This is a genomic window from Streptomyces sp. 63XJN7_1_ISO-PGPR-S23-121 (assembly GCF_056173025.1).
The window spans coordinates 2,059,404-2,077,325 of sequence record NZ_CM149653.1 but is presented as its reverse complement, the minus strand read 5'-3'; the positions used below and the strand labels follow the sequence as shown (position 1 = coordinate 2,077,325).

Sequence of the window (17,922 nt, the reverse complement as noted above, 5' to 3'; positions counted from 1 at the left end):
GGAGAGGGTCTGCTGAGCCATGCACATAGCCGAGGGCTTTCTGCCTCCGGCGCACGCGATCGCCTGGAGTGTCGCGTCCGCGCCGTTCGTCGTCCACGGAGTACGGTCACTCACCCGTGAGGTCAGGGAGCATCCCGAGAGCACGCTGCTGCTCGGGGCGTCCGGAGCCTTCACGTTCGTGCTGTCGGCCCTGAAACTGCCCTCCGTCACCGGGAGTTGTTCGCACCCCACCGGGACCGGTCTGGGCGCCGTCCTGTTCCGGCCGCCCGTCATGGCGGTCCTGGGCACGATCACCCTGCTCTTCCAGGCACTGCTGCTCGCCCACGGCGGGCTGACCACGCTCGGCGCCAACGCCTTCTCGATGGCGATCGCCGGCCCCTGGGCGGGCTACGGCACCTACCGCCTGCTGCGCCGGTACGGGGCGCCGCTGATGGTCACGGTGTTCTGCGCGGCGTTCGTCGCCGACCTGTCCACCTACTGCGTCACCAGCGTGCAGCTCGCGCTGGCCTTCCCCGACCCGGCCAGCGGGTTCCTGGGCGCGCTCGGCAAGTTCGGATCCATCTTCGCCGTCACACAGGTCCCGCTCGCGGTGAGCGAGGGCCTGCTCACGGTGGTCGTGATGCGGCTTCTGGTGCAGTCCAGCAAGGGAGAGCTGACCCGTCTGCGCGTGCTGCCGGCGAAGGCCGGCGAGCGTGAGGAGGCCGTCGTCCGATGAACCGCAACACGAAGATCAACCTCCTGCTGCTGCTCGCCGTGGCCGCGCTGGCGGTGCTGCCGCTGGCGCTCGGTCTCGGCGACCACAAGGAGAAGCCGTTCACCGGGGCCGACGCCGAGGCGGAGACGGCCATCACGGAGATCGAGCCGGACTACGAGCCGTGGTTCTCGCCGCTGTACGAGCCGCCGTCCGGGGAGATCGAGTCCGCGCTGTTCGCCGCGCAGGCGGCGCTCGGCGCGGGGGTGCTGGCCTACTACTTCGGTCTGCGCCGGGGCCGGCGGCAGGGCGAGGAGCGGGCGGCCGCCCGGCAGGACGCGAACGCGCCCGAAGGGGACTGAGTGCTGCCGATCGACGCGGCGGCGCACAGCAGCCGGTGGCGCCACCGGCACCCGGTGGACAAGGCGGTGCTCGGGCTGGGTCTGACCGTGCTCGCGATCTCGCTGCCGCCCTGGCCGGGCGCGGCGCTGGTCCTGGTCGCGGCGCTGGCGGTGCTGCTCGGCCCGGCGGGCGTGCCCCGGCGGCGGCTGTGGCGGGCGTACCGGGTGCCGCTGGGGTTCTGCGTGACCGGTGCCCTGCCGCTGCTGGTGCGGGTCGGGGGCCCGGGCGGCTTCGTGGGCGCGGCGGACGGCGGCGCGGTGCGCGCCGGGGAGCTGCTGCTGCGCACGTCGGCGGCCTCCCTCGGGGTGCTGCTGTTCGCGTTCACCACGCCGATGTCCGACCTGCTGCCCCGGCTGGTGCGGGCCGGGGTGCCCGCGCCGGTGGTGGACGTGGCGCTGGTGACCTACCGCATGAGTTTCCTGCTGCTGGACTCCGTGCGCCGGATCCGCGAGGCGCAGGCCGCGCGGCTGGGGCACACCACCCGGGCCGCGGCCTGGCGTTCGCTCGGCGGGCTCGGCGCCACGGCGTTCGTGCGGGCCTTCGACAGGGCGACGCGGCTGCAGGCCGGGCTCGCCGGGCGCGGCTACGACGGCACGCTGCGCGTCCTGGTGCCCGAGGCCCGGGTCTCCGTGCCGTTCACGGCGGCGAGCGTCGTGCTGCTGGCGGCGCTGGCCGTGCTCACCTTCGTACTGGAAAGGCCGTTGACGTGAACGAGCCCACCGAACCGGCCCTCGTCGCCCTGCGAGGTGTGTCCTTCGGGTACGAGGAGGGGCCTCAGGTGCTGACCGGCCTGGACTTCGAGGTGCGCGAGGGGCGCGCGCTCGCGCTGCTGGGCCGCAACGGCAGCGGCAAGACGACGCTGATGCGGCTGCTCAGCGGCGGACTGCGGCCGGGCGCCGGGCGGTTGACGGTCGACGGGCGGCCCGTGACGTACGACCGGGCCGGGCTGACCCGGTTGCGGACCACCGTGCAGCTGGTGGTGCAGGACCCGGACGACCAGTTGTTCGCCGCGTCCGTCGCCCAGGACGTGTCGTTCGGGCCGCTGAACCTCGGGCTGCCGGATCCGGAGGTCCGCTCCCGGGTCGGGGAGGCGCTCGCCGCGCTGGACATCGCCGGGCTGGCCGACCGGCCCACGCACCTGCTGTCGTACGGGCAGCGCAAGCGGGCCGCGATCGCCGGCGCGGTCGCGATGCGCCCCCGGGTGCTGATCCTCGACGAGCCGACCGCCGGGCTCGACCCGGACGGGCAGGAGCGGCTGCTCGACACCCTCGACCGGCTGCGGGCGGGCGGCACCACGGTGGTGATGGCGACCCACGACGTGGATCTCGCGCTGCGCTGGTCCGACGACGCCGCCCTGCTCACCCCGTCCGGGGTGCACACCGGCCCCACGGCGCCGACGCTGGCCCGCACCGACCTGCTCGGCCCGGCGGGACTGCGGCTGCCGTGGGGGGTGGCGGCGGCGCGGCTGCTGTGTGCCCGGGGACTGCTGGCGGACCCGGCCGGGGGCCCGCGCACGGCGGAGGACCTGGCGGCCCTGGCCGGGCCGGCCGACTGACCGTCGCCGCGCCGGTCAGCTCGTGGAGTCGCTGTACTCCGCGTCGCGGGCCGGTGCCGGCTGCTCCTCGGTCCGCCGCTGTGCGCCGCCGCGGCGGCCGGGCAGGACGGCGACGACGATCAGGGTGCCGGCGGCCATGATGATCCCGCCGATCAGGCTGGTCGTGGCCACGCCGTGGGCGAAGGCCTGATGGACGGCGTCGGCCAGGGCCTGGGCCTGCTGGGGGCCGGCGGAGGGCGTCTTCGCGATCTGCTCGGCGACCGCGAGGCCGCCGCCGACGGAGTCCTGGGCGGTGTGCAGCGCGGCGGCCGGGAGCCGGTCGCCCGCCAGGTCGGCCAGTTCGTCGCGGTAGGCGGTGCCGAGCAGGGAGCCCAGGACGGCGATGCCGAGCGAGCCGCCGAGTTCCAGCGCGGTGTCGTTGGCGCCGCCGCCGACGCCCAGTTCGCTCTCCGGGAAGGAGCCCATGATGGTGTCGGTGGCCGGGGAGACGCTGAGGCCGATCGCGAGGCCGAGCAGCAGCATCGGGGCCAGGAAGCCGGAGTACGTCGAGTCCTTGTCGACGAGGACCAGCAGGAAGACGCCTGCGGTGCCGATCACCATGCCGGACCCGATCATGGCCTTGACGCCCAGCTTCGGGGTGAGGTGCCCGGTGACGGCGGCGCCGACGAACACGGCCCCGGCCAGCGGCAGCAGCCGTACGCCGGTCTCCAGTGCGCCGTAGCCGAGGACGAACTGCAGGAACTGCGTGGAGTAGTAGATGGCGCCGTAGGTGCCGAAGAAGAAGAACAGCACGGCCAGCATCGAGCCGCTGAACGGCCGCTGGAGGAACCTGCGCACGTCCAGCATGGGCTGCGGGTGCCGCAGCTCCCAGGCGACGAAGGCCACCAGGCCGGCGCCCGCCACGACGGCCGCGGTGACGGGGCCGGCGCCCCAGCCGAAGTGCGGGCCCTCGATGGTCGCGTAGACCAGGCTGCCGACGGAGACGATGGAGAGCAGGCCGCCCACGTAGTCGATGCGGCCCATGCCGGCCGCCCTGGACGGGGGCACGAGGAGCAGCGCGCCGACGACGGCGAGGACCGCGACGGGCACGTTGACCAGGAAGGTCGAGCCCCAGGCGTGGTCGCCGAGCAGCCAGCCGGCGACCAGCGGGCCGACGGCGATGGCGAGTCCGGACGTGGCGGTCCAGGCCGTGATGGCGCGGGCCCGCTCGCCCCTCGGGAAGATCGCGACGAGCAGGGACAGCGTGGCCGGCATGACGACGGCGGCGCCGACGCCCATCACCGCCCGGGCGGTGATGACCGGGCCCGTCTCGTGGACCAGGCTGCCCATCACCGAACCGCCCGCGAAGATCACCAGGCCGGTGACCAGGGCGCCGCGGCGGCTGTACTTGTCGCCGATCGCGCCCAGCACCAGCATCAGCGCGGCGTACGGGACGGTGTAGCCGTCGATGACCCACTGAAGGTCGCTGCTGCTCAGGCCCAGGTCGGCGGTCATGGCCGGGGCGGCCACGATCAGGGACGTGTTGGCCATGACGACGATGAGCAGGCTGAGGCACAGCACGATCAGGGCCCACCAGCGCCGTGGGTACGGCCCGGCCATCTTCTCGACGGGTGTGGTGGCCAGTAGGGGCATGAGGGCTCCCGGGTACGAGGGCGACTTAATTGCCCATCGGTGTGCAGACTGCTTTCAGGGTAGATTCTTGCCCACCGATGTGCAAACAGTCCTCGGGGTACCCGCTGCCGGCCGGCCCACGCGTCCGCGCACGGTCACTTCACGGGAGGACGACGCCGGTCGAGGGAGCGCGGAAGAGGCGGTACGGCACGACTGCGCCCGCCCCGGCGCTGCTGCTCCGGCGGGGCGGGTGCCTACGGGGTGGTGGGGTCAGTCGTCGGCCGACGGGTGCGCCGGGACCGTCGGGGCCACCGACTCGACGACCGCGCGGGCCCGGTCCTGCGGCACGCCGGCCGCGACGAGCGAGGCGACGGCGGCCCGGGTGCCGTCGTCCTCCAGCGCGCCCGTGTTGACCTGCTCCAGCAGGGCGACCGTCATCGCCTCCAGCCCGGCGCTCAGCACGGCGGGCGGCAGGTGGGCGGGGAAGGTGCCGTCGTGCTGTCCGCGCTCCAGGATGGCGGTGACCTCGGCGCGGGCCGGCGTGAGGATCTCGGCCACGCGCTCCGCGCCCAGGTCGTGCCGGGCCAGCGCCAGCAGCATCCGGTAGCGGTCGCCGACGGGCCACATCAGCAGCAGGAAGTACGCGAGCGCGCGCTCGGCCGGTTCGGCCGGCCCCGCCCCCTCCCCGGCCGACGCCATCGTGCTCCGCAGCACCTCGGAGGCCTCCTCGGCGAGGGCCTCCAGCAGCGCCGCCCGCCCCGGGAAGTGACCGAAGAGGGTGCGCCGCACCACACCGGCGGCCCGGGCCAGTTCCTCCAGGGTGGTGTCCGGGTTCCGGCCGAGTTCCCGGCGGGCCGTGGCCAGGATGCGCGCGCGGTTGGAGCGCGCGTTGCGTCGCTGCGGCTCACGGGCCACGGGCTTGGACACGGGAGAACCTCGGTGCATCGGTGCGGAGGGACGCGGGGGGACGCGGGTCGGACGGCGGGACGCCCATTCTGGCACGGAGGGCTCCCCCGGCCCGGTCGCCGCCCTCAGTCCCGCAGGCACCAGTCGACGAAGCGGGTGATGCTGCCGTCCACCCGGGCGTCCTCGTCGGCCACCGCCGCCGTGCAGAAGTAGCGGACCTCCTGGAAGTCCAGCTCCATCGCCTGGACCAGACTGCGCAGGCCGAGGCCCTCGCAGAGCCAGGCGCGGGCGCCGTCGCTGTCGTCGAGGCGGTCGGGCACCAGGCCGTGCCCGGCCAGCAGGTCGGTCTTGCTGATGGCGACGGCCAGCCGCGAGCGCTTCAGCGGGGCGTCCATCGCGGCCACCGCCTGGACCGACCGGCCGAAGACCTCCTCCGGGTCGACCGTCGAGGCGAGGGTGCGGTCCAGCAGTGGTCCCGGCGCGGGTTCCAGCGAGGTCCAGAACGCCTTCACCGACATCGGGTCGAGGACGAAGAGGAAGGTCCGCGCGGCCCGGGCGTAGCGCAGCGCGTCCGTCTCGTCGCGGTCGACGAACCGCTCGCCGGCCGTGTCGAAGAGGTGGACCAGCCGCTCGGAGCGCCCGCTGCCGAGGACGAAGGAGTGCGCCCGGGGCAGGTCCTTCTGGGTGGCCCGGGTGTGGCCCTGCATGCGCAGGACCTCGCGCAGCACCTGGTAGTTGGAGTTCGAGTCCTCGTCGGCGAACGTGATCGCCGGTCCGCCGTCGGCCGCCGCGTTCTCCAGCGCGAGGAGCATCGCCGCCATCAACTGCGTCTTGCCCGCGGCCCGTCCGCCGATGAGCGGCAGGACCACCTCGGGCATGTGCCCCGCGTCCGCGTTCATCGGCTTCTCGCAGTGCGGGTGCACGCAGTACGCCTGGAGCCGCGCGTCCCTGCCCATCAGCATCAGCAGGGTCGGCATGCGCTGCCCGCACTCGCAGCGGCGCCGGAAGATGCCGTAGGTGCCGGGCCGGATGTCCGCGTGCCGGCGCCGGCAGGTCGCGCGGGGACAGTCGTACGCCGGGTAGGGGACGCGTTCGAAGCAGTGCGGGCAGAGCATCCCGGTGCGCAGCCGCCTCACCCGCAGCACCGCCCGGTCGGCCGCCCGCAGGGTCCCGGCGACCGTCCGCGCCCCGCCCGTCAGCAGGACGAGGACGAGGGCGTGCGCCGCCAGCAGCAGGGCGAGCGGCGGCACCGCCAGCACCACGCCCAGGCAGAGGCCCAGGTACAGCGTCACCCCGTACGGCACCGTGAACGCCCGGTGCCGGGACGGGGCCGTGAACTGCCGTGAGGTCACGGCCCGGAAGGAGTCGCCGGCCGTCCTCAGGTACGACCGGCGTTCCAGCGTGAGGAGCTGGCGCAGGTCCCGGTAGCCCGGGCCGAAGAAGTAGTTGCGGTACGCCTTCACCGCCTCGTCCTGCGGACGGTAGGGCGGCATCGTGCGGAACTCGGGGGTGCGCCGGTACAGGACGCCGATCAGCAACCGCACGTGGCCCCACAGGAGTTCCATGGTCAGCGCGAGGCCCCGCAGCAGCACGACGGCCGGGACGACGACCAGGTACGCCGTGAGCGCGGCGAGGTAGAGCACGGGTATGAGGACCCAGGCGACGATCTCGGCCACCGGACGTCACCGTCCCTTCTTCTCTCGCCGGGAACCCTCGCCCGGCGGGTCCTCGTCCGGGGAGCCGCCCCGGCCGCGGCGCAGGGACAGCCGCACCTTCCCGGCCAGCTTCTGCGCGCCGCTGCGGCGGGCCTCCGCGGCGTCCCGGTAGTGGTCGGCGAGCTGCGGGTGGTGGGGGCGTACCTCGCCCTCCAGCCGTCTGAGGTCGGCGGTCCGCCAGTACGCGGCGGTGTGACCCCGGATCAGCAGGACGAGGTCCTGCTGGGCCTGGGAGAGCCGCCCGCCGGCCGTGGGCAGCGCGGCCACGGCGGCGACGTGGCCGAGCGTGACGTCGTCGCACCGCTCGGCGCCGGTCGCGGCGCGGCGTACGGCCGCCAGGTAGTGCTCCGCCAGGGAGTGGCCGAACTCCGGCAGCTCGTCGCGGAGCCGGCCGGCGTCGACGGGCAGGGCCAGCATGGCCGGCACCAGGCGGTACCGCTTCAGCGCCTGCACCGCCGTCCAGGTGGCGGTGCCCGACACCCGGAACGCGCCGGCGAGCGCGACGGCCTCCCGTTCCGTGCGCAGCGCCCTGTCCAGTTCCAGGACGATGCGCACCCGTTCCCGCGCGGCCGGCGGCAGCCACTCCGGGCGGCCGGGCGCGGCGAGCTCCGCGCACAGCGCCAGGCAGGCCGACAGCCCCTCCTCGTCGTCGATCCGCTGGTTGACCGCCCGGTCGAGCCACGCGCCGACCGCCTCGTCCACCTGCCCGGCGTCCGCGAGCCGGGCGGCGATCCGCAGGGCCTCCCGGTGGGTCCAGGTCCGTGAGGGGTGCCGCCACAGGCCGCGCAGCAGTTCGGCGTCGGGGGACGTCCGGCCGCGGACCTCGAGGATCGCGAACATGATGTCGACCGTGCGCGAGGGCTCCCGTTCGGCCCGGGCCCGCCAGTGGTACTCCAGGAGCAGCGGGTGGTCCCGAAGGTCCCGTTCCCCGAGCAGTTCGGCGGGGAACTGCGCGAAGAGCTGCTCCTGTCCGTCCCGCCCTTCGAGGGCCTCCCGCACCGCCTCCGCCAGGGCCTCGCGCATCCGCGGCAGGCCGGCGACGAGCTCCACCACCTCGCGCCGCAGACCGGGTCCGGGGCTCGCGACGCCGAGCAGGGTGCGGGCCACGGCGAGGGTCTCGCGTTCGACGAGGCCGGGTTCCGGAGCGAGTCGGGCGCCGAGCGCCCACAGCAGCAGCCGCACCCGCTGCCGGGCCGTGGCCGCCTCGCCGCCCAGCAGCCGTTCCCACAGGGCGGTGGCCCGCTCGCGTTCCGCCGGGTCGGTGAGCGGCACCGGCGCGGCCGCGTCCTCGGCGCCGGTCATGTACGCCCGCATCCGGGACTCGTGCAGCTTGCCCTCGATCTCCTGGTGCACGGCCGGGTCGCCGCCGGCCTTCGCCGCGTCGCTGAGCGCCGCCAGCTGCGCGTCGTCCAGGTCGCGGTGCTTGCGGTGCAGATCGGCGGCGACGGCGGCCCGGCGCGGCCCCAGGTGGTCGGCGCCGGCCAGCCAGCCGATCACCGCGCGCACGTCGGCGCCGGTGAGCGCGATGCCGCCCGAGGCCGCCGCCGCGGCGACCGGGGCGTGCCAGTCGGCCGGTCTCTCCTCCCCGCCGCGGGTGTAGTCCGCCGTCCAGGACCAGACGGGGCGGACGGAGCCCACCCCGATCCGGGTCAGCAGGGACACCAGGCCGGGGACGGCCACCTCCGGGAAGTGGCCCCGGGAGAAGTCGAAGACGGTGTAGGCGGCCTCGTCGTCCGTGCCGAAGTCGAGCTGCGCCCCGGGCACCGTGCCGATCAGGTGCAGCCGGCTGCGGGCGGGCCGGAAGACGTAGGTGGCGAAGGAGAGGCGGCGGGCCAGCGGGGGCGGCAGCAGGTAGGAGACGGCGGCGAACCAGTGCGCGATCCGGTCGGTCGAGTCGTCGACGACCACGACCGAGCCGTGGTCGGTGAGCGTCGCGAACACGGCGGCCAGCAGGTCCGGCAGCCGCGCCGCGTGCGGGTGGGCGCGGAGGAAGTCGCGGACCGCGCGGGCGTCGAGCGGGCCGCGCGGGGGCGCCGCGAGTACCGGGATCTCGGTGTCCGGGGACGCCGAGCGGGTCCACACCGGTGAGTCCCACAGCTCGATCGCGAGCGTCCCGCCGCCGGCCGCGGGGAAGTCGTCGCTGTGCAGGGCGTGGGCGAAGTAGTTGCCGAAGCGGCGGGCCGAGTCCCGGCCCACGTAAGCCACGCACAGCGCGGTGGCGGTCCGGCCCTGCGGGTCGTACGGCCGGTAGCAGAGGTTGACCGGGCAGCGTGCGAGCAGTTCCGGGGTGTCCGACTCCACCAGGGCGCGCGGTGGTTCGTATCCGGCGAGGGCCTCCACGGCCTGCCGTGTCTCGAGGCTGACCCCGGCGCTGACGGCGTTGAACTGGAACCCGGAGAAGCCGGTGAGGCCGTGTTCGCAGGAGGTGTAGTAGAGCTGCTGGAAGTACGCCCCGGGGCCGGCCGGCCCGGACGCGGCCCGGCCGGTCATCCGCGTCCCGCCTTCGGTACCGACCCGAACTCGGCGAGCAGCCACAGCAGCGGGTCGGCCACCCGGTAGGGCTGGATGCCGGTGTCGGCGACCCGGGCCTCGGGGGTGGGGTTGCGGCCGAGGGCGGAGACGCCGAAGTAGCGGTAGCGGGAGTAGTGGTTGTCCAGGAGCTGGTCGATCTGGACGCCGTCCCAGTCCTTGAGGAGCCGGCGCACCTCCTCGTGGACGCTGAGGCTGTCGCTCACGTCGAACCGGCCGCCCGGCGGGGCGTAGTCGCGCAGGGGGCTGCCGGCGTCCAGCTGGTGCCAGAAGGCGTCCATCTTGGAGAAGACCACCGCGATCGGCGTGTCGATCTTCTGGGCGGAGCGGCCGCCGCGCGGGGCGAGCAGCAGACCGGTGACCCGGGACAGGACGTTGACGGGCGCGTCGAGGCCCTCGGTGCCCGGCAGCGGCGTGCCCGGCAGGGCGCCGGCCCGGGCGTCGGACATCTGGAGCGGGTCGAGGAGCAGGATGATGCCGTCGGCGCCGGTGAGATAGCGGGTGTTGAGCTCCACGCTCTCCCGGGAGCTGAAGTCCTCGCCGGCGGTGTCGAAGAAGGACAGGACGGTGTGCTGGGGGCGTTCGCCGAGGAAGGTGCGCCGGCCCAGGCTGAACCGGAAGACCAGTGGGTCGACCCGGTTGAGGTTGGTGGAGGCGGTCTGGGTGCCGGGGAACATCTGGTTGTCGCGGTAGAGGCGGTCCTCGTAGTCGGAGCTGTAGCGGCGCATCGTCGCGTCGTCCAGGCCCATCAGGGCGGCTCCGAACGCCTCGCCCACCCTGTTCCTCATCTCGTGCAGCAGCACCGTCATGTAGACGGTCTTGCCGGACGCCTTCGCGCCGACCATGGCGATCAGGCGGTTGTCCACCCGGCCGAACTGGACGGGCAGTTCGGAGTGGCACACCGGGCAGATCCGGTAGGTGGTCTCGCCGTCGCAGCCGGAGCACACGGCGGTCGGTCTGCGGCCGTCGGCGGCGAAGTCCGGGCCGAGGTCGTGGCTCGGGCGCGGGCCACGGCGCTCGTCGAGCACCTGGTCGCGGCGGCGTGGGCACTGTTTCCCCGTGCGGCTGAGGCGGCTGTTGCAGCGGAAGCGGATCTCGCGCGGCGCGAAGTTCTCGTAGCAGTAGGGGCAGGTGAGTCGTCTGGCCATCAGGTCACTCGCAGTCTGTGCAGTGCCGTCGGGCGGATGTCGACGGGCGCGTCGGTGGCGGTGTTGGCGTCCGCGGGGAAGCAGACCAGCCAGGAGGGGCCCCGGGTGGCGGGCAGCGGGAACTCCACGGTCAGCGGGGTGCCGGCGGGCAGTCGCTGCGCGGGCACCTCGTGCAGCACGGTGCCCTCGGCGGTGCTGGTGGGGCGGAAACGGCCGAGGCTGTGGACGATGCGCAGCGCGGGCAGGTCGCAGCCGGTGGCGGAGGTGAAGGCGACCGAGACGACCCGGCCCCTGAGGCGCCGGCGCACGGTCGGCTCGTACTCCACGACGGGTGCCTCGGCGGGCACCTGGAGGGACGAGGCGCCCTCGCAGTCCGCCGCGGGGCCGGTCACCAGGGCCTCGACGGTCAGGGTGACCGCGCCCCGTCCGACGGCCAGGTCGAGACCGCCGTCGTGTTCGTAGACCCGGCGCCGGCAGAGCAGGTCGCCCTCCGTGGGGACACCGTGGTGCGGTCCCTCGCCCGCGGGTCCCGTCTCGCGGCGCCAGCGGACGCGGGCGCTGAGGGCGCCGTCGGGCCAGGCCCACAGGACGAGGAGGTGGTCGCCGCGGCGCAGGGCCTGGAGCTGCCCGACGGGGACGGCGAGGTGGTCCCCCGGTTCGGTGACGGGCTCGGCGGTGCCCGCCGCCGGGGCGCCGGGGGCGGTGGCCGGGGCGTCCGAGGGCTCCGGGGTGCGGGGGGCGTGCGCGGCCGGTGGCGGCTCGGGCGGCTCGGGGGCCGGCGCCGGCTCCGGTGCACGGCGGGGGCCCGGGACGGTGACGGTGGGAGGCTCGGGCACGGGCCCGGCGTCCGGGGCCGGTGGCCGCGGCTGGGGCTGCGGCTGCGGCTGCGGCTGCGGCTGCGGCTGCGGCTGCGGTGACGTCGGGCCGTCCGGCGGCCGCCGGACGTCCGTGGTGGTCCGCGGGCCGCCGGGAGCGGTCCGGGGTGCGTCGCGGGACACCGCCGGTTCGGGGTCATCCGGCAGCGGGCGCCGGGGCAGGGGGTCCGGGTCCAGCTCCGGTGGCGGTACGGCGGCGGAGTCCGGGTCCCTCGCGGGAGCGCCGGGGCGGTCCGCGCTCAGGTCCGGGAGAGGGGCGGTGACGCGCTCCGGCACGGGGTACCGGTCGCCGGCCCGGGCCGGTCCCGGGGCGGGGCCGTCGACGATGCGCAGGACGGGGAAGTCCCCCAGCGCCAGCAGCCCTCGCACGACGGCCAGTTCGGGCAGGTGGCCGCGGACCGTGAGGCCCTGGGCGGCCGGCAGCGCCTCGATCTCGGCCCGTCGGCCGGGGGCCACGCACAGGCCGCCGGCCAGCAGGACCGTGTCCACCTCCGGTCCGGGCGCGGTCAGTTGCTCCGCCACGGCGTCCAGCGTCCGCTGCCGCAGGGGCGCCACCGCCCGCTCGAAGCCGGCGCGGTCCAGGGTCAGCCGGTGCCGGCCGCCCGCCGGGTCCTCGACGGTCTCGTCGGCGGAGTCCGAGGCGCCGAGGGCGCGCCGCAGCCGCTCCGCCGCCCGGAGCGGGTCCACCCCGTCCGGCAGCCGCCCGGCGAGGACGCCGGCGAGTGCCGCGTCCCAGTCGTCGCCGCCGAGCCGGTGCGTGCGGGTCCGCACGAGGTGCACCGTGAGGTCGGGCGTGACGGCGAGGACGGTCAGGTCCAGGGTCGTCGCCCCCTGGTCGCAGACCAGCACCGTGCGGTCCACGCCCTCGTCGACGGCCCCGTAGTGCAGCGCCACCGCCACCGGGTCCGGCACGACGCGCGCGACGTCCAGTCCGGCGCTCTCGGCCGCGCGCCGCAGCTCGTCCTCCCGGCCGCCGGACGCCGGTATGCCGAGGACCGCCTGCCGGTCCGGTTCCGCGGCCGCGGGGGCCGTGCCGGCCGGGGCGGGTCCGAACAGCAGGGGCAGCGCCCGCCGGGGCTCCAGGACGCCGTCCGCGCCGTCGAGTCCGGTGGTGGTCACGACCGGTCCGCCGTCGGGGCCGATCCGCCCGAGGCGTCCGAAACGGTGCCCGAGGTCGATGCCGATCACGTGTCCTCGCCCCCCTCCCACGCGCGGGGCGCGGTGCCGTCGGCCGTGACCCGCGCCGTGCCGTCGGCCGCGATGCCGGCCCGGATGCGGCTGCCCGGGGCCGGCCGGTGCTCCAGCAGGTGGCGCACGACGGCCGCCCGTACCCGCTCCAGCTCGTTGCGGATCTGCCGTCCGCCGTACGCCTGGTGCTCGGGGTCCGACATCCGCTCGGTGATCCACGGGTGCAGGGTGTCCGTGTCGAAGTCCAGCTCGACCCGGTGCCGTTCGCGGACCGACTCGGTGAGCTGTCCGAGGAGCCGGTCGGCGATCCGGACGATGTGCTCGCGGCGCAGCATGTCGAAGACGACCACGCCGGGCTTGAGCCGCCCGTAGATCTCCGGCCTGCCGATCTGCCGGAACTTCTCCTCCACGGCCCGGGTGAAGTGCGCCTCGAGCTCGGCGTAGGTGAGCCGGTCGCCGCGCTCGCCCAGCAGGTCCTGCACCGCTTCCGCCCCCGTGTTGGAGGTGAAGATGATCAGGCACTGGGAGAAGTAGGCGGTCTGGCCGCGTCCGTCGGTGAGCCGGCCGTCCTCCAGGATCTGCAGGAACTTGTCCAGCACCTTGGGGTGGGCCTTCTCGATCTCGTCGAAGAGCAGGACGCTGAACGGCCGTTCCTGCACCCGCCGGGTCAGCTCACCGCCCTGCTCGTGGCCGATGTAGCCCGGCGGGGCGCCGGCGAGGCGTTCGGCCGCGTGCTCCTGCTGGTACTCGCTCATGTCGAAGCGGGCGTAGGCGCTCTGGTCGCCGAACATCAGCTCGGCCACCGACTTGGCCAGTTCGGTCTTGCCGACGCCGGTGGGCCCGACGAAGAAGAACGCGCCCCGGGGCCGCGCGTTCCCGGAGTTGCCGAAGTCGACGCCGACGAAGGCGGACTGGAGGGCCGAGGCGACCGCGTCCACGGCCTTGGACTGGCCGACCACCCGCGTCCCCAGCACGCCGGCGGCACCGGCGACGGTCTCCCGGTCGAGCTGGGTCCACGGGTCGACGCTCACGTTGAGCCGGTGCTGCTCCAGGAGCTTGTCGGGCTTGTGCAGGGGGACGCCGCGCAGCCACGAGGTCCGGGCGAGGGAGTCGATGTCCCAGCCGGTCATGCCGTCGGTGGCGCCGACGAGGCCCTCGAGGTCGGCGCGCGAGGCGTCCTGCCCGCCGTTGAAGTGCCGGTGCAGCCAGCTCAGCCAGAGCCGGCGCTCGCTGGGGTCGGGCGGGCCGATGTGGAGGGCGGCGATGCGGGGGTCCTCCAGGTGGAACCAGCCGGGCAGGCGTCCGACGTCGCCGACCGCGCAGAGGACGGCGTTGCGGGCGTGCGGGGCGGGTCCCGCGGCGGAGTGCGGGGTCACGGCGTCCGTCATCGCGGCCCGCAGCCGCAGGTAGCCGAGGTGCGAGGCGGGCTGGCCGGGCGGGAGGTGATGGTCGACGTCCTCGAAGACGAACGCCGTGGCCGCGTCGGGCGAGGCGACGAGGCGCTGCACGACGGCGACGACGTCGTCGAAGGTCCGGGGCCGTCCCGGCGTCCGCGGGGTCAGCAGGCGGTCCCGGCCGCGCTGCCGTTCGTCGCCGCGCCGGGTGCGCGCGGCGGGGGCCTCGCCGTCACCGGACGCTCCGGCCTCGCCGCCGTTGTCGCCGCGGTTCTCCCAGGGCCGTGCCGTCCGGCCGTCCTGCGGTGTCCGGTCCCGGCCGTCCGGCGCGCCGGGCCGCGCCCGCGGTGCCGCGCCGCCTGGCGTGGCGGCGTGGGTGCCGGGTGTGTCGCCCGGCGGGAGTCCCGCGGCCAGGCGGTCGAAGTGCTCGGCGTGCTCCGGGATCGGGAACGTGAGCCCGCCGACCGGGTCCCACCAGCCCACCGTCTCGGCGCCGCGCAGCACCAGTACCTCCGCGACGACCCTGCGGAAGGACGCGGGCCGGTCGTGGAACCACCAGCGGTCCCTGATCTGCCCGTTGAGGATCACCTGGCGTCCGCGCCGCAGCTCCCACCCGAGGGATATCGCCCACAGCGGCATCATGCCGTCCGCGGCGGCCGGTTCCCCGTCCCGCCCTGCACCGCCCGGGGCGCCGGCGCCCGCGCCGGGCCGGGCGGTGCCGACGCCGTTCGCCCGCTTCCCCCAGTCGACCGTGCTCACCGGCTCCACGTCCATTCCTCGGTGCCGGGCAGCTGCCGGGCCTGCCGCGAGGGCGGCTTGCCCTGCCAGGTGAGTTCGTCGGGGACGAAGCCGTCCTGTCCGCCGACCGCCTCGTGCACCCGCTCCAGGAGATCCTCCGTCGTGTCGCACACCGCGCCCTCGGGCGCCGGCTCCACGGCCACGTCGGGCTCGCCGTCCACGTGGTAGACGAGGACGGGCGTGCCTCCGGAGTCCGTGGCGACCGTTGTCTCGTAGCTCGCGCCGCTGGGGCGTTCGAAGCGCAGGACGAGCCGCTCGCCCTGGTCCTCGCCGCCCAGGAAGGCGAAGCCCTCACCGAGCATGGCGTCCTGGAGGGCCTGGCCGAGGTCCATCCGCCGGGTGTGGGCCAGCTGGAGTTCGTCCAGCCGCGCCTCGGCCTCGGGGAGCAGCTCCTCCAGCGCGGTGACCGCGGCGAGGGCCTCGGGGGCCTCGCCCGCCGCGAGCGGCCCGGTGACGGCGCGCAGAGCCTCCTCGATCCGCGCCGCGAGGTCCGGGGCGGCGAGTTCCCGGGCGTCCTCCGCCGAGTCCAGCGCGGATCGCCGCACGACGTCGAGCCGGTCCGCCGCCTCACCGAGCGCGGCCGTCAGGCGCTCGCGTTCCGCCTCCTCGGCCGCTTCCTCGGCCGCTTCCTCGGCTGCGGCCTCGGCGGCGGCGCGTTCCTCGGCCTGCAGCCGTGCCTCCCGCACCTGCTGCTCGCGCTGCCGCTCCGCCTCGACGCGGCCCTCGGCGGTCGCGGCGTGCCGGGCCAGGGCGTGCTCCATCGTGCCGAGCAGGGCCTCGAAGCGGGTCCGGCCGTCCGGGCCGGCCGAGGCGCGCAGCCGGCCGAGCAGTTCCAGGCACCGCTGCCGGCCCTCCGCGTCGTGCTCCGCGGCGTCCGGCCCGATCTCGGCGAGCCTGCGTTCGAAGCCGGCCAGGACCGCGCCGGGGTCGGCCGCCCGGCCGGAGTCGTCCTGCCGCCGGTCCAGCAGGACGATGCGGCCGCGCAGTTCCTCGATCGCGCCGCCGAGCCGCTCCTCGTGACCGATCCGGTCCCGCAGCGTGCGCACCTGCCGTTCCAGCTCGTCCAGTTCACCGGCCGGGACGCCCGTGCCGGACGTCCGGACGCGGACGAGCAGGTCGCGCACCTCGTCGAGGCGGCGGGCGTCGGCGCCCGCCTCCTCCCGGCCGAGCCGGGAGGCGTGGGCCTGCTGTTCGGCGGCGCGCCGGGCGGCGAGCTCGTGCCGCCGTCGCTCGGCCGCGGCCTGTGCCCGTTCCCGGCGGGCGGCGGCCTCCTGGGCCCGCCGGGCGGCGAGTTCGGCGCGCTCCCGGGCGCGCTGGGCCTCGCGGCGGCGGCGTGCCGCCTGCTGTTCCCGGCGCCGCCGTTCCTCGCGTTGCCGGTAGGCGGGAGTGACCCTGACGGTGCTGTACTTCGGTGATCCGCTCATGCTTCCCTCCGTGCCTGGGTGTGCAGCACGAAGCCCCGCGCCGCGAGTTGTTCCTCGAGTCCCTCCCGGAATCCGGGGGTCGGTGGCACCCCGGCCCAGGAGAGCGATCCGTCGGCCTCCAGCGAGAGTTCGACGCCCGCGCTGGTGTCGGGCTGGTCCGCCAGGTGGGCGTAGCGGCCGGTGAGGGCGACGATGCGCTGGTTGGCCGAGCCCCGCCAGCGCAGGCCGGCGTGGCGTGCGGCGACGTAGGGGCCGTCGACGAGGAGGTCGAGGCGCCGCAGCAGGGCCTGCCGGTCCGGTCCGCCCCTGCGCAGGGCCTCGTACCGGAATCCGGAGTACGCCATGGCGCTGAGGCCGGGCCTGCGGGCGCGGACCTCGTCGAGCAGCGCGGCCAGCGGGGCCGCCTGGCTGAAGGGTTCCCCGCCGGAGAGGGTGACGCCCTCCACGTCGGGCAGCGCGCAGAGCCAGTCGGCGAGTTCGCCCACGGTGTACGCGGTGCCGCCCTCGAAGGGCAGTGTCTCGGCCGCCACGCAGCCGTGGCAGCGCAGGGGGCAGCCCTGCACCCAGATCACGGCGCGGGTGCCCGGGCCGAGGACGGTGCAGTGGCCGAGCCTGCGGGCCACGGAGAGCCGGGTCGTCTCGCTCATGCGGTGTTCTCCTCCGTGTCCTTCCCGTCGCCGGACCGTTCGGCCAGGTCGCACCAGGGGCACCAGGGCCGCTCCACCGTGTGCACGTGCCGCGGGTCCGTCCGGCAGGTCCGCAGCCGCGCGGGGGCCGACTCGGCGGCCAGCGCCTCGGCCCAGGCCGACGCGGGGGGCCGCACGCCGCCGAACGCGGCCCGCAGCAGGTCCGCGAGCCGCCGGGGCAGCAGGTCGGCGGGTGGCGCGGAACGGGGCAGCAGCACCGACGTGCGGTCGAGGAGGCGGCACCGGCCGTGCAGGACGTTGTCGTCGTAGGAGCGGTATTCGCCGCCGTCCGCGGGATACCCGGCGAAGGGGTGCAGTCCGTCCATCAGCAGCTGGTGGACCAGGACGGCGAGCACGAAGTCGTCCGAGGCCCGCTGCGGCGGGGTGCCGGCGGGCGCGCCGATCCGTTCGGGCGCGAGGTAGCCGGTGGTGCCCATCCGTCCGGGGAAGAGTTCGCCGCCGTCAGTGAACTGCCAGGAGTCCACGTCGGCCATTCCGACCCCGCCCCGGTCGTCTACCCACAGGTTGTCGGGCTTGAGGTCGCCGACCACATAGCCCTCGGCGTGCAGGTCGGCCAGCAGGCGGGCCAGCGAGTGCGCGGCGGTCAGCGCGGTCGCCCAGGTGGCCCGGGGCAGCAGGGCGCGGCGGGCGGCCGGGGTCAGCAGGTGCGTGAACGGCCGGTGGGCGTGGCGCATGTCGGTCATCACGTAGCCGTCGACGCCGTCGGCGCCCGGACCTCCGGTGCGCACCCCCACCATGGGCCAGGCGAGCCGGGCCGGCGTCGCGGAGAGCAGCCGGACCGTGCGGGGCTCGCGGCGCTGGCGCACCAGCCGGGCTATGCGGCGGCGGTAGGCGGCCGGGTCGGGCGGGTCGGGGACGAGCTTGGCCACCAGCGGCCGCGCGTCGTCGACGCCGTACACGACTCCTTCCGAGCCGCTGCCGATCCGCTCGGTGAGGCGCCATTCGTGTCCGGTGCCGGACACCACCGTGAGGGGCATCG

The 17,922-nt window shown here is 75.5% G+C and carries 14 protein-coding genes; 4 read left to right on the top strand and 10 right to left on the bottom strand.

Annotation, left to right across the window (positions count from 1 at the left end; translation table 11 throughout):
- The first annotated feature begins 19 nt into the window (after positions 1–19).
- The 4 genes from AC0VYN_RS09315 to AC0VYN_RS09300 are packed head-to-tail and all read left to right on the top strand — an operon-like array spanning position 20 to position 2,648.
- Positions 20–715, top strand: coding sequence for an energy-coupling factor ABC transporter permease (locus AC0VYN_RS09315; protein WP_475535559.1), 696 nt, complete (start codon positions 20–22; stop codon positions 713–715).
- Positions 712–1,053 carry an energy-coupling factor ABC transporter substrate-binding protein gene (locus AC0VYN_RS09310; RefSeq protein WP_475535558.1) on the top strand — a complete coding sequence of 114 codons (342 nt, stop codon included), beginning with the start codon at positions 712–714 and terminating at the stop codon, positions 1,051–1,053. Before AC0VYN_RS09315 ends, AC0VYN_RS09310 begins: the two co-directional genes overlap by 4 nt.
- Positions 1,054–1,803 carry a cobalt ECF transporter T component CbiQ gene (gene cbiQ / locus AC0VYN_RS09305; RefSeq protein ID WP_475535557.1) on the top strand — a complete coding sequence of 250 codons (750 nt, stop codon included), beginning with the start codon at positions 1,054–1,056 and terminating at the stop codon, positions 1,801–1,803. It begins immediately after the preceding gene.
- Positions 1,800–2,648 carry an energy-coupling factor ABC transporter ATP-binding protein gene (locus AC0VYN_RS09300; RefSeq protein WP_475535556.1) on the top strand — a complete coding sequence of 283 codons (849 nt, stop codon included), beginning with the start codon at positions 1,800–1,802 and terminating at the stop codon, positions 2,646–2,648. Before cbiQ ends, AC0VYN_RS09300 begins: the two co-directional genes overlap by 4 nt.
- Positions 2,649–2,663: 15 nt before the next feature.
- Here AC0VYN_RS09300 and AC0VYN_RS09295 read toward each other — a convergent pair whose 3' ends face one another.
- From AC0VYN_RS09295 to AC0VYN_RS09250, 10 genes are all read right to left on the bottom strand, one after another.
- Positions 2,664–4,280 (bottom strand): MFS transporter, encoded by a 1,617-nt coding sequence (locus tag AC0VYN_RS09295; protein WP_475535555.1) that lies wholly within the window; start codon positions 4,278–4,280, stop codon positions 2,664–2,666.
- 249 nt (positions 4,281–4,529) lie between these two features.
- Positions 4,530–5,186: a TetR/AcrR family transcriptional regulator gene (locus AC0VYN_RS09290; protein ID WP_475535554.1), complete on the bottom strand. Its 657-nt coding sequence runs from the start codon at positions 5,184–5,186 to the stop codon at positions 4,530–4,532.
- Positions 5,187–5,290: 104 nt separating this feature from the next.
- Positions 5,291–6,841: a TRAFAC clade GTPase domain-containing protein gene (locus tag AC0VYN_RS09285; RefSeq protein ID WP_475535553.1), complete on the bottom strand. Its 1,551-nt coding sequence runs from the start codon at positions 6,839–6,841 to the stop codon at positions 5,291–5,293.
- 6 nt (positions 6,842–6,847) lie between these two features.
- A complete protein-coding gene (locus tag AC0VYN_RS09280; protein WP_475535552.1) occupies positions 6,848–9,370 on the bottom strand; it encodes a GTPase-associated protein 1-related protein in 2,523 nt (840 codons plus the stop codon).
- Entirely contained in the window at positions 9,367–10,557 is a 1,191-nt protein-coding gene (locus AC0VYN_RS09275) for a hypothetical protein (protein ID WP_385468172.1), read from the bottom strand. Before AC0VYN_RS09275 ends, AC0VYN_RS09280 begins: the two co-directional genes overlap by 4 nt.
- A complete protein-coding gene (locus tag AC0VYN_RS09270; RefSeq protein WP_475535551.1) occupies positions 10,557–12,620 on the bottom strand; it encodes an Hsp70 family protein in 2,064 nt (687 codons plus the stop codon). The genes AC0VYN_RS09275 and AC0VYN_RS09270 overlap by 1 nt, the downstream gene beginning before the upstream one ends.
- Complete coding sequence (locus tag AC0VYN_RS09265; RefSeq protein WP_475536841.1) at positions 12,617–14,773, bottom strand: AAA family ATPase; 2,157 nt, start codon at positions 14,771–14,773, stop codon at positions 12,617–12,619. Before AC0VYN_RS09265 ends, AC0VYN_RS09270 begins: the two co-directional genes overlap by 4 nt.
- Positions 14,770–16,236, bottom strand: coding sequence for a hypothetical protein (locus AC0VYN_RS09260; RefSeq protein WP_475535550.1), 1,467 nt, complete (start codon positions 16,234–16,236; stop codon positions 14,770–14,772). Before AC0VYN_RS09260 ends, AC0VYN_RS09265 begins: the two co-directional genes overlap by 4 nt.
- Positions 16,233–16,883 carry a 4Fe-4S single cluster domain-containing protein gene (locus AC0VYN_RS09255; protein WP_385471737.1) on the bottom strand — a complete coding sequence of 217 codons (651 nt, stop codon included), beginning with the start codon at positions 16,881–16,883 and terminating at the stop codon, positions 16,233–16,235. Before AC0VYN_RS09255 ends, AC0VYN_RS09260 begins: the two co-directional genes overlap by 4 nt.
- On the bottom strand, positions 16,880–17,920 hold the full coding sequence (locus AC0VYN_RS09250) for a protein kinase domain-containing protein (RefSeq protein ID WP_475535549.1): 1,041 nt from the start codon (positions 17,918–17,920) through the stop codon (positions 16,880–16,882). The genes AC0VYN_RS09255 and AC0VYN_RS09250 overlap by 4 nt, the downstream gene beginning before the upstream one ends.
- Between the last annotated feature and the right edge of the window lie 2 nt (positions 17,921–17,922).

Coding starts and splice junctions, on each gene's coding strand:
- AC0VYN_RS09315 (WP_475535559.1), top strand. CDS start 20: ATGCACATAGCCGAGGGCTTTCTGCCTCCGGCGCACGCGATCGCCTGG.
- AC0VYN_RS09310 (WP_475535558.1), top strand. CDS start 712: ATGAACCGCAACACGAAGATCAACCTCCTGCTGCTGCTCGCCGTGGCC.
- AC0VYN_RS09295 (WP_475535555.1), bottom strand. CDS start 4,280: ATGCCCCTACTGGCCACCACACCCGTCGAGAAGATGGCCGGGCCGTAC.
- AC0VYN_RS09280 (WP_475535552.1), bottom strand. CDS start 9,370: ATGACCGGCCGGGCCGCGTCCGGGCCGGCCGGCCCCGGGGCGTACTTC.
- AC0VYN_RS09275 (WP_385468172.1), bottom strand. CDS start 10,557: ATGGCCAGACGACTCACCTGCCCCTACTGCTACGAGAACTTCGCGCCG.
- AC0VYN_RS09260 (WP_475535550.1), bottom strand. CDS start 16,236: ATGAGCGGATCACCGAAGTACAGCACCGTCAGGGTCACTCCCGCCTAC.
- AC0VYN_RS09255 (WP_385471737.1), bottom strand. CDS start 16,883: ATGAGCGAGACGACCCGGCTCTCCGTGGCCCGCAGGCTCGGCCACTGC.
- AC0VYN_RS09250 (WP_475535549.1), bottom strand. CDS start 17,920: ATGCCCCTCACGGTGGTGTCCGGCACCGGACACGAATGGCGCCTCACC.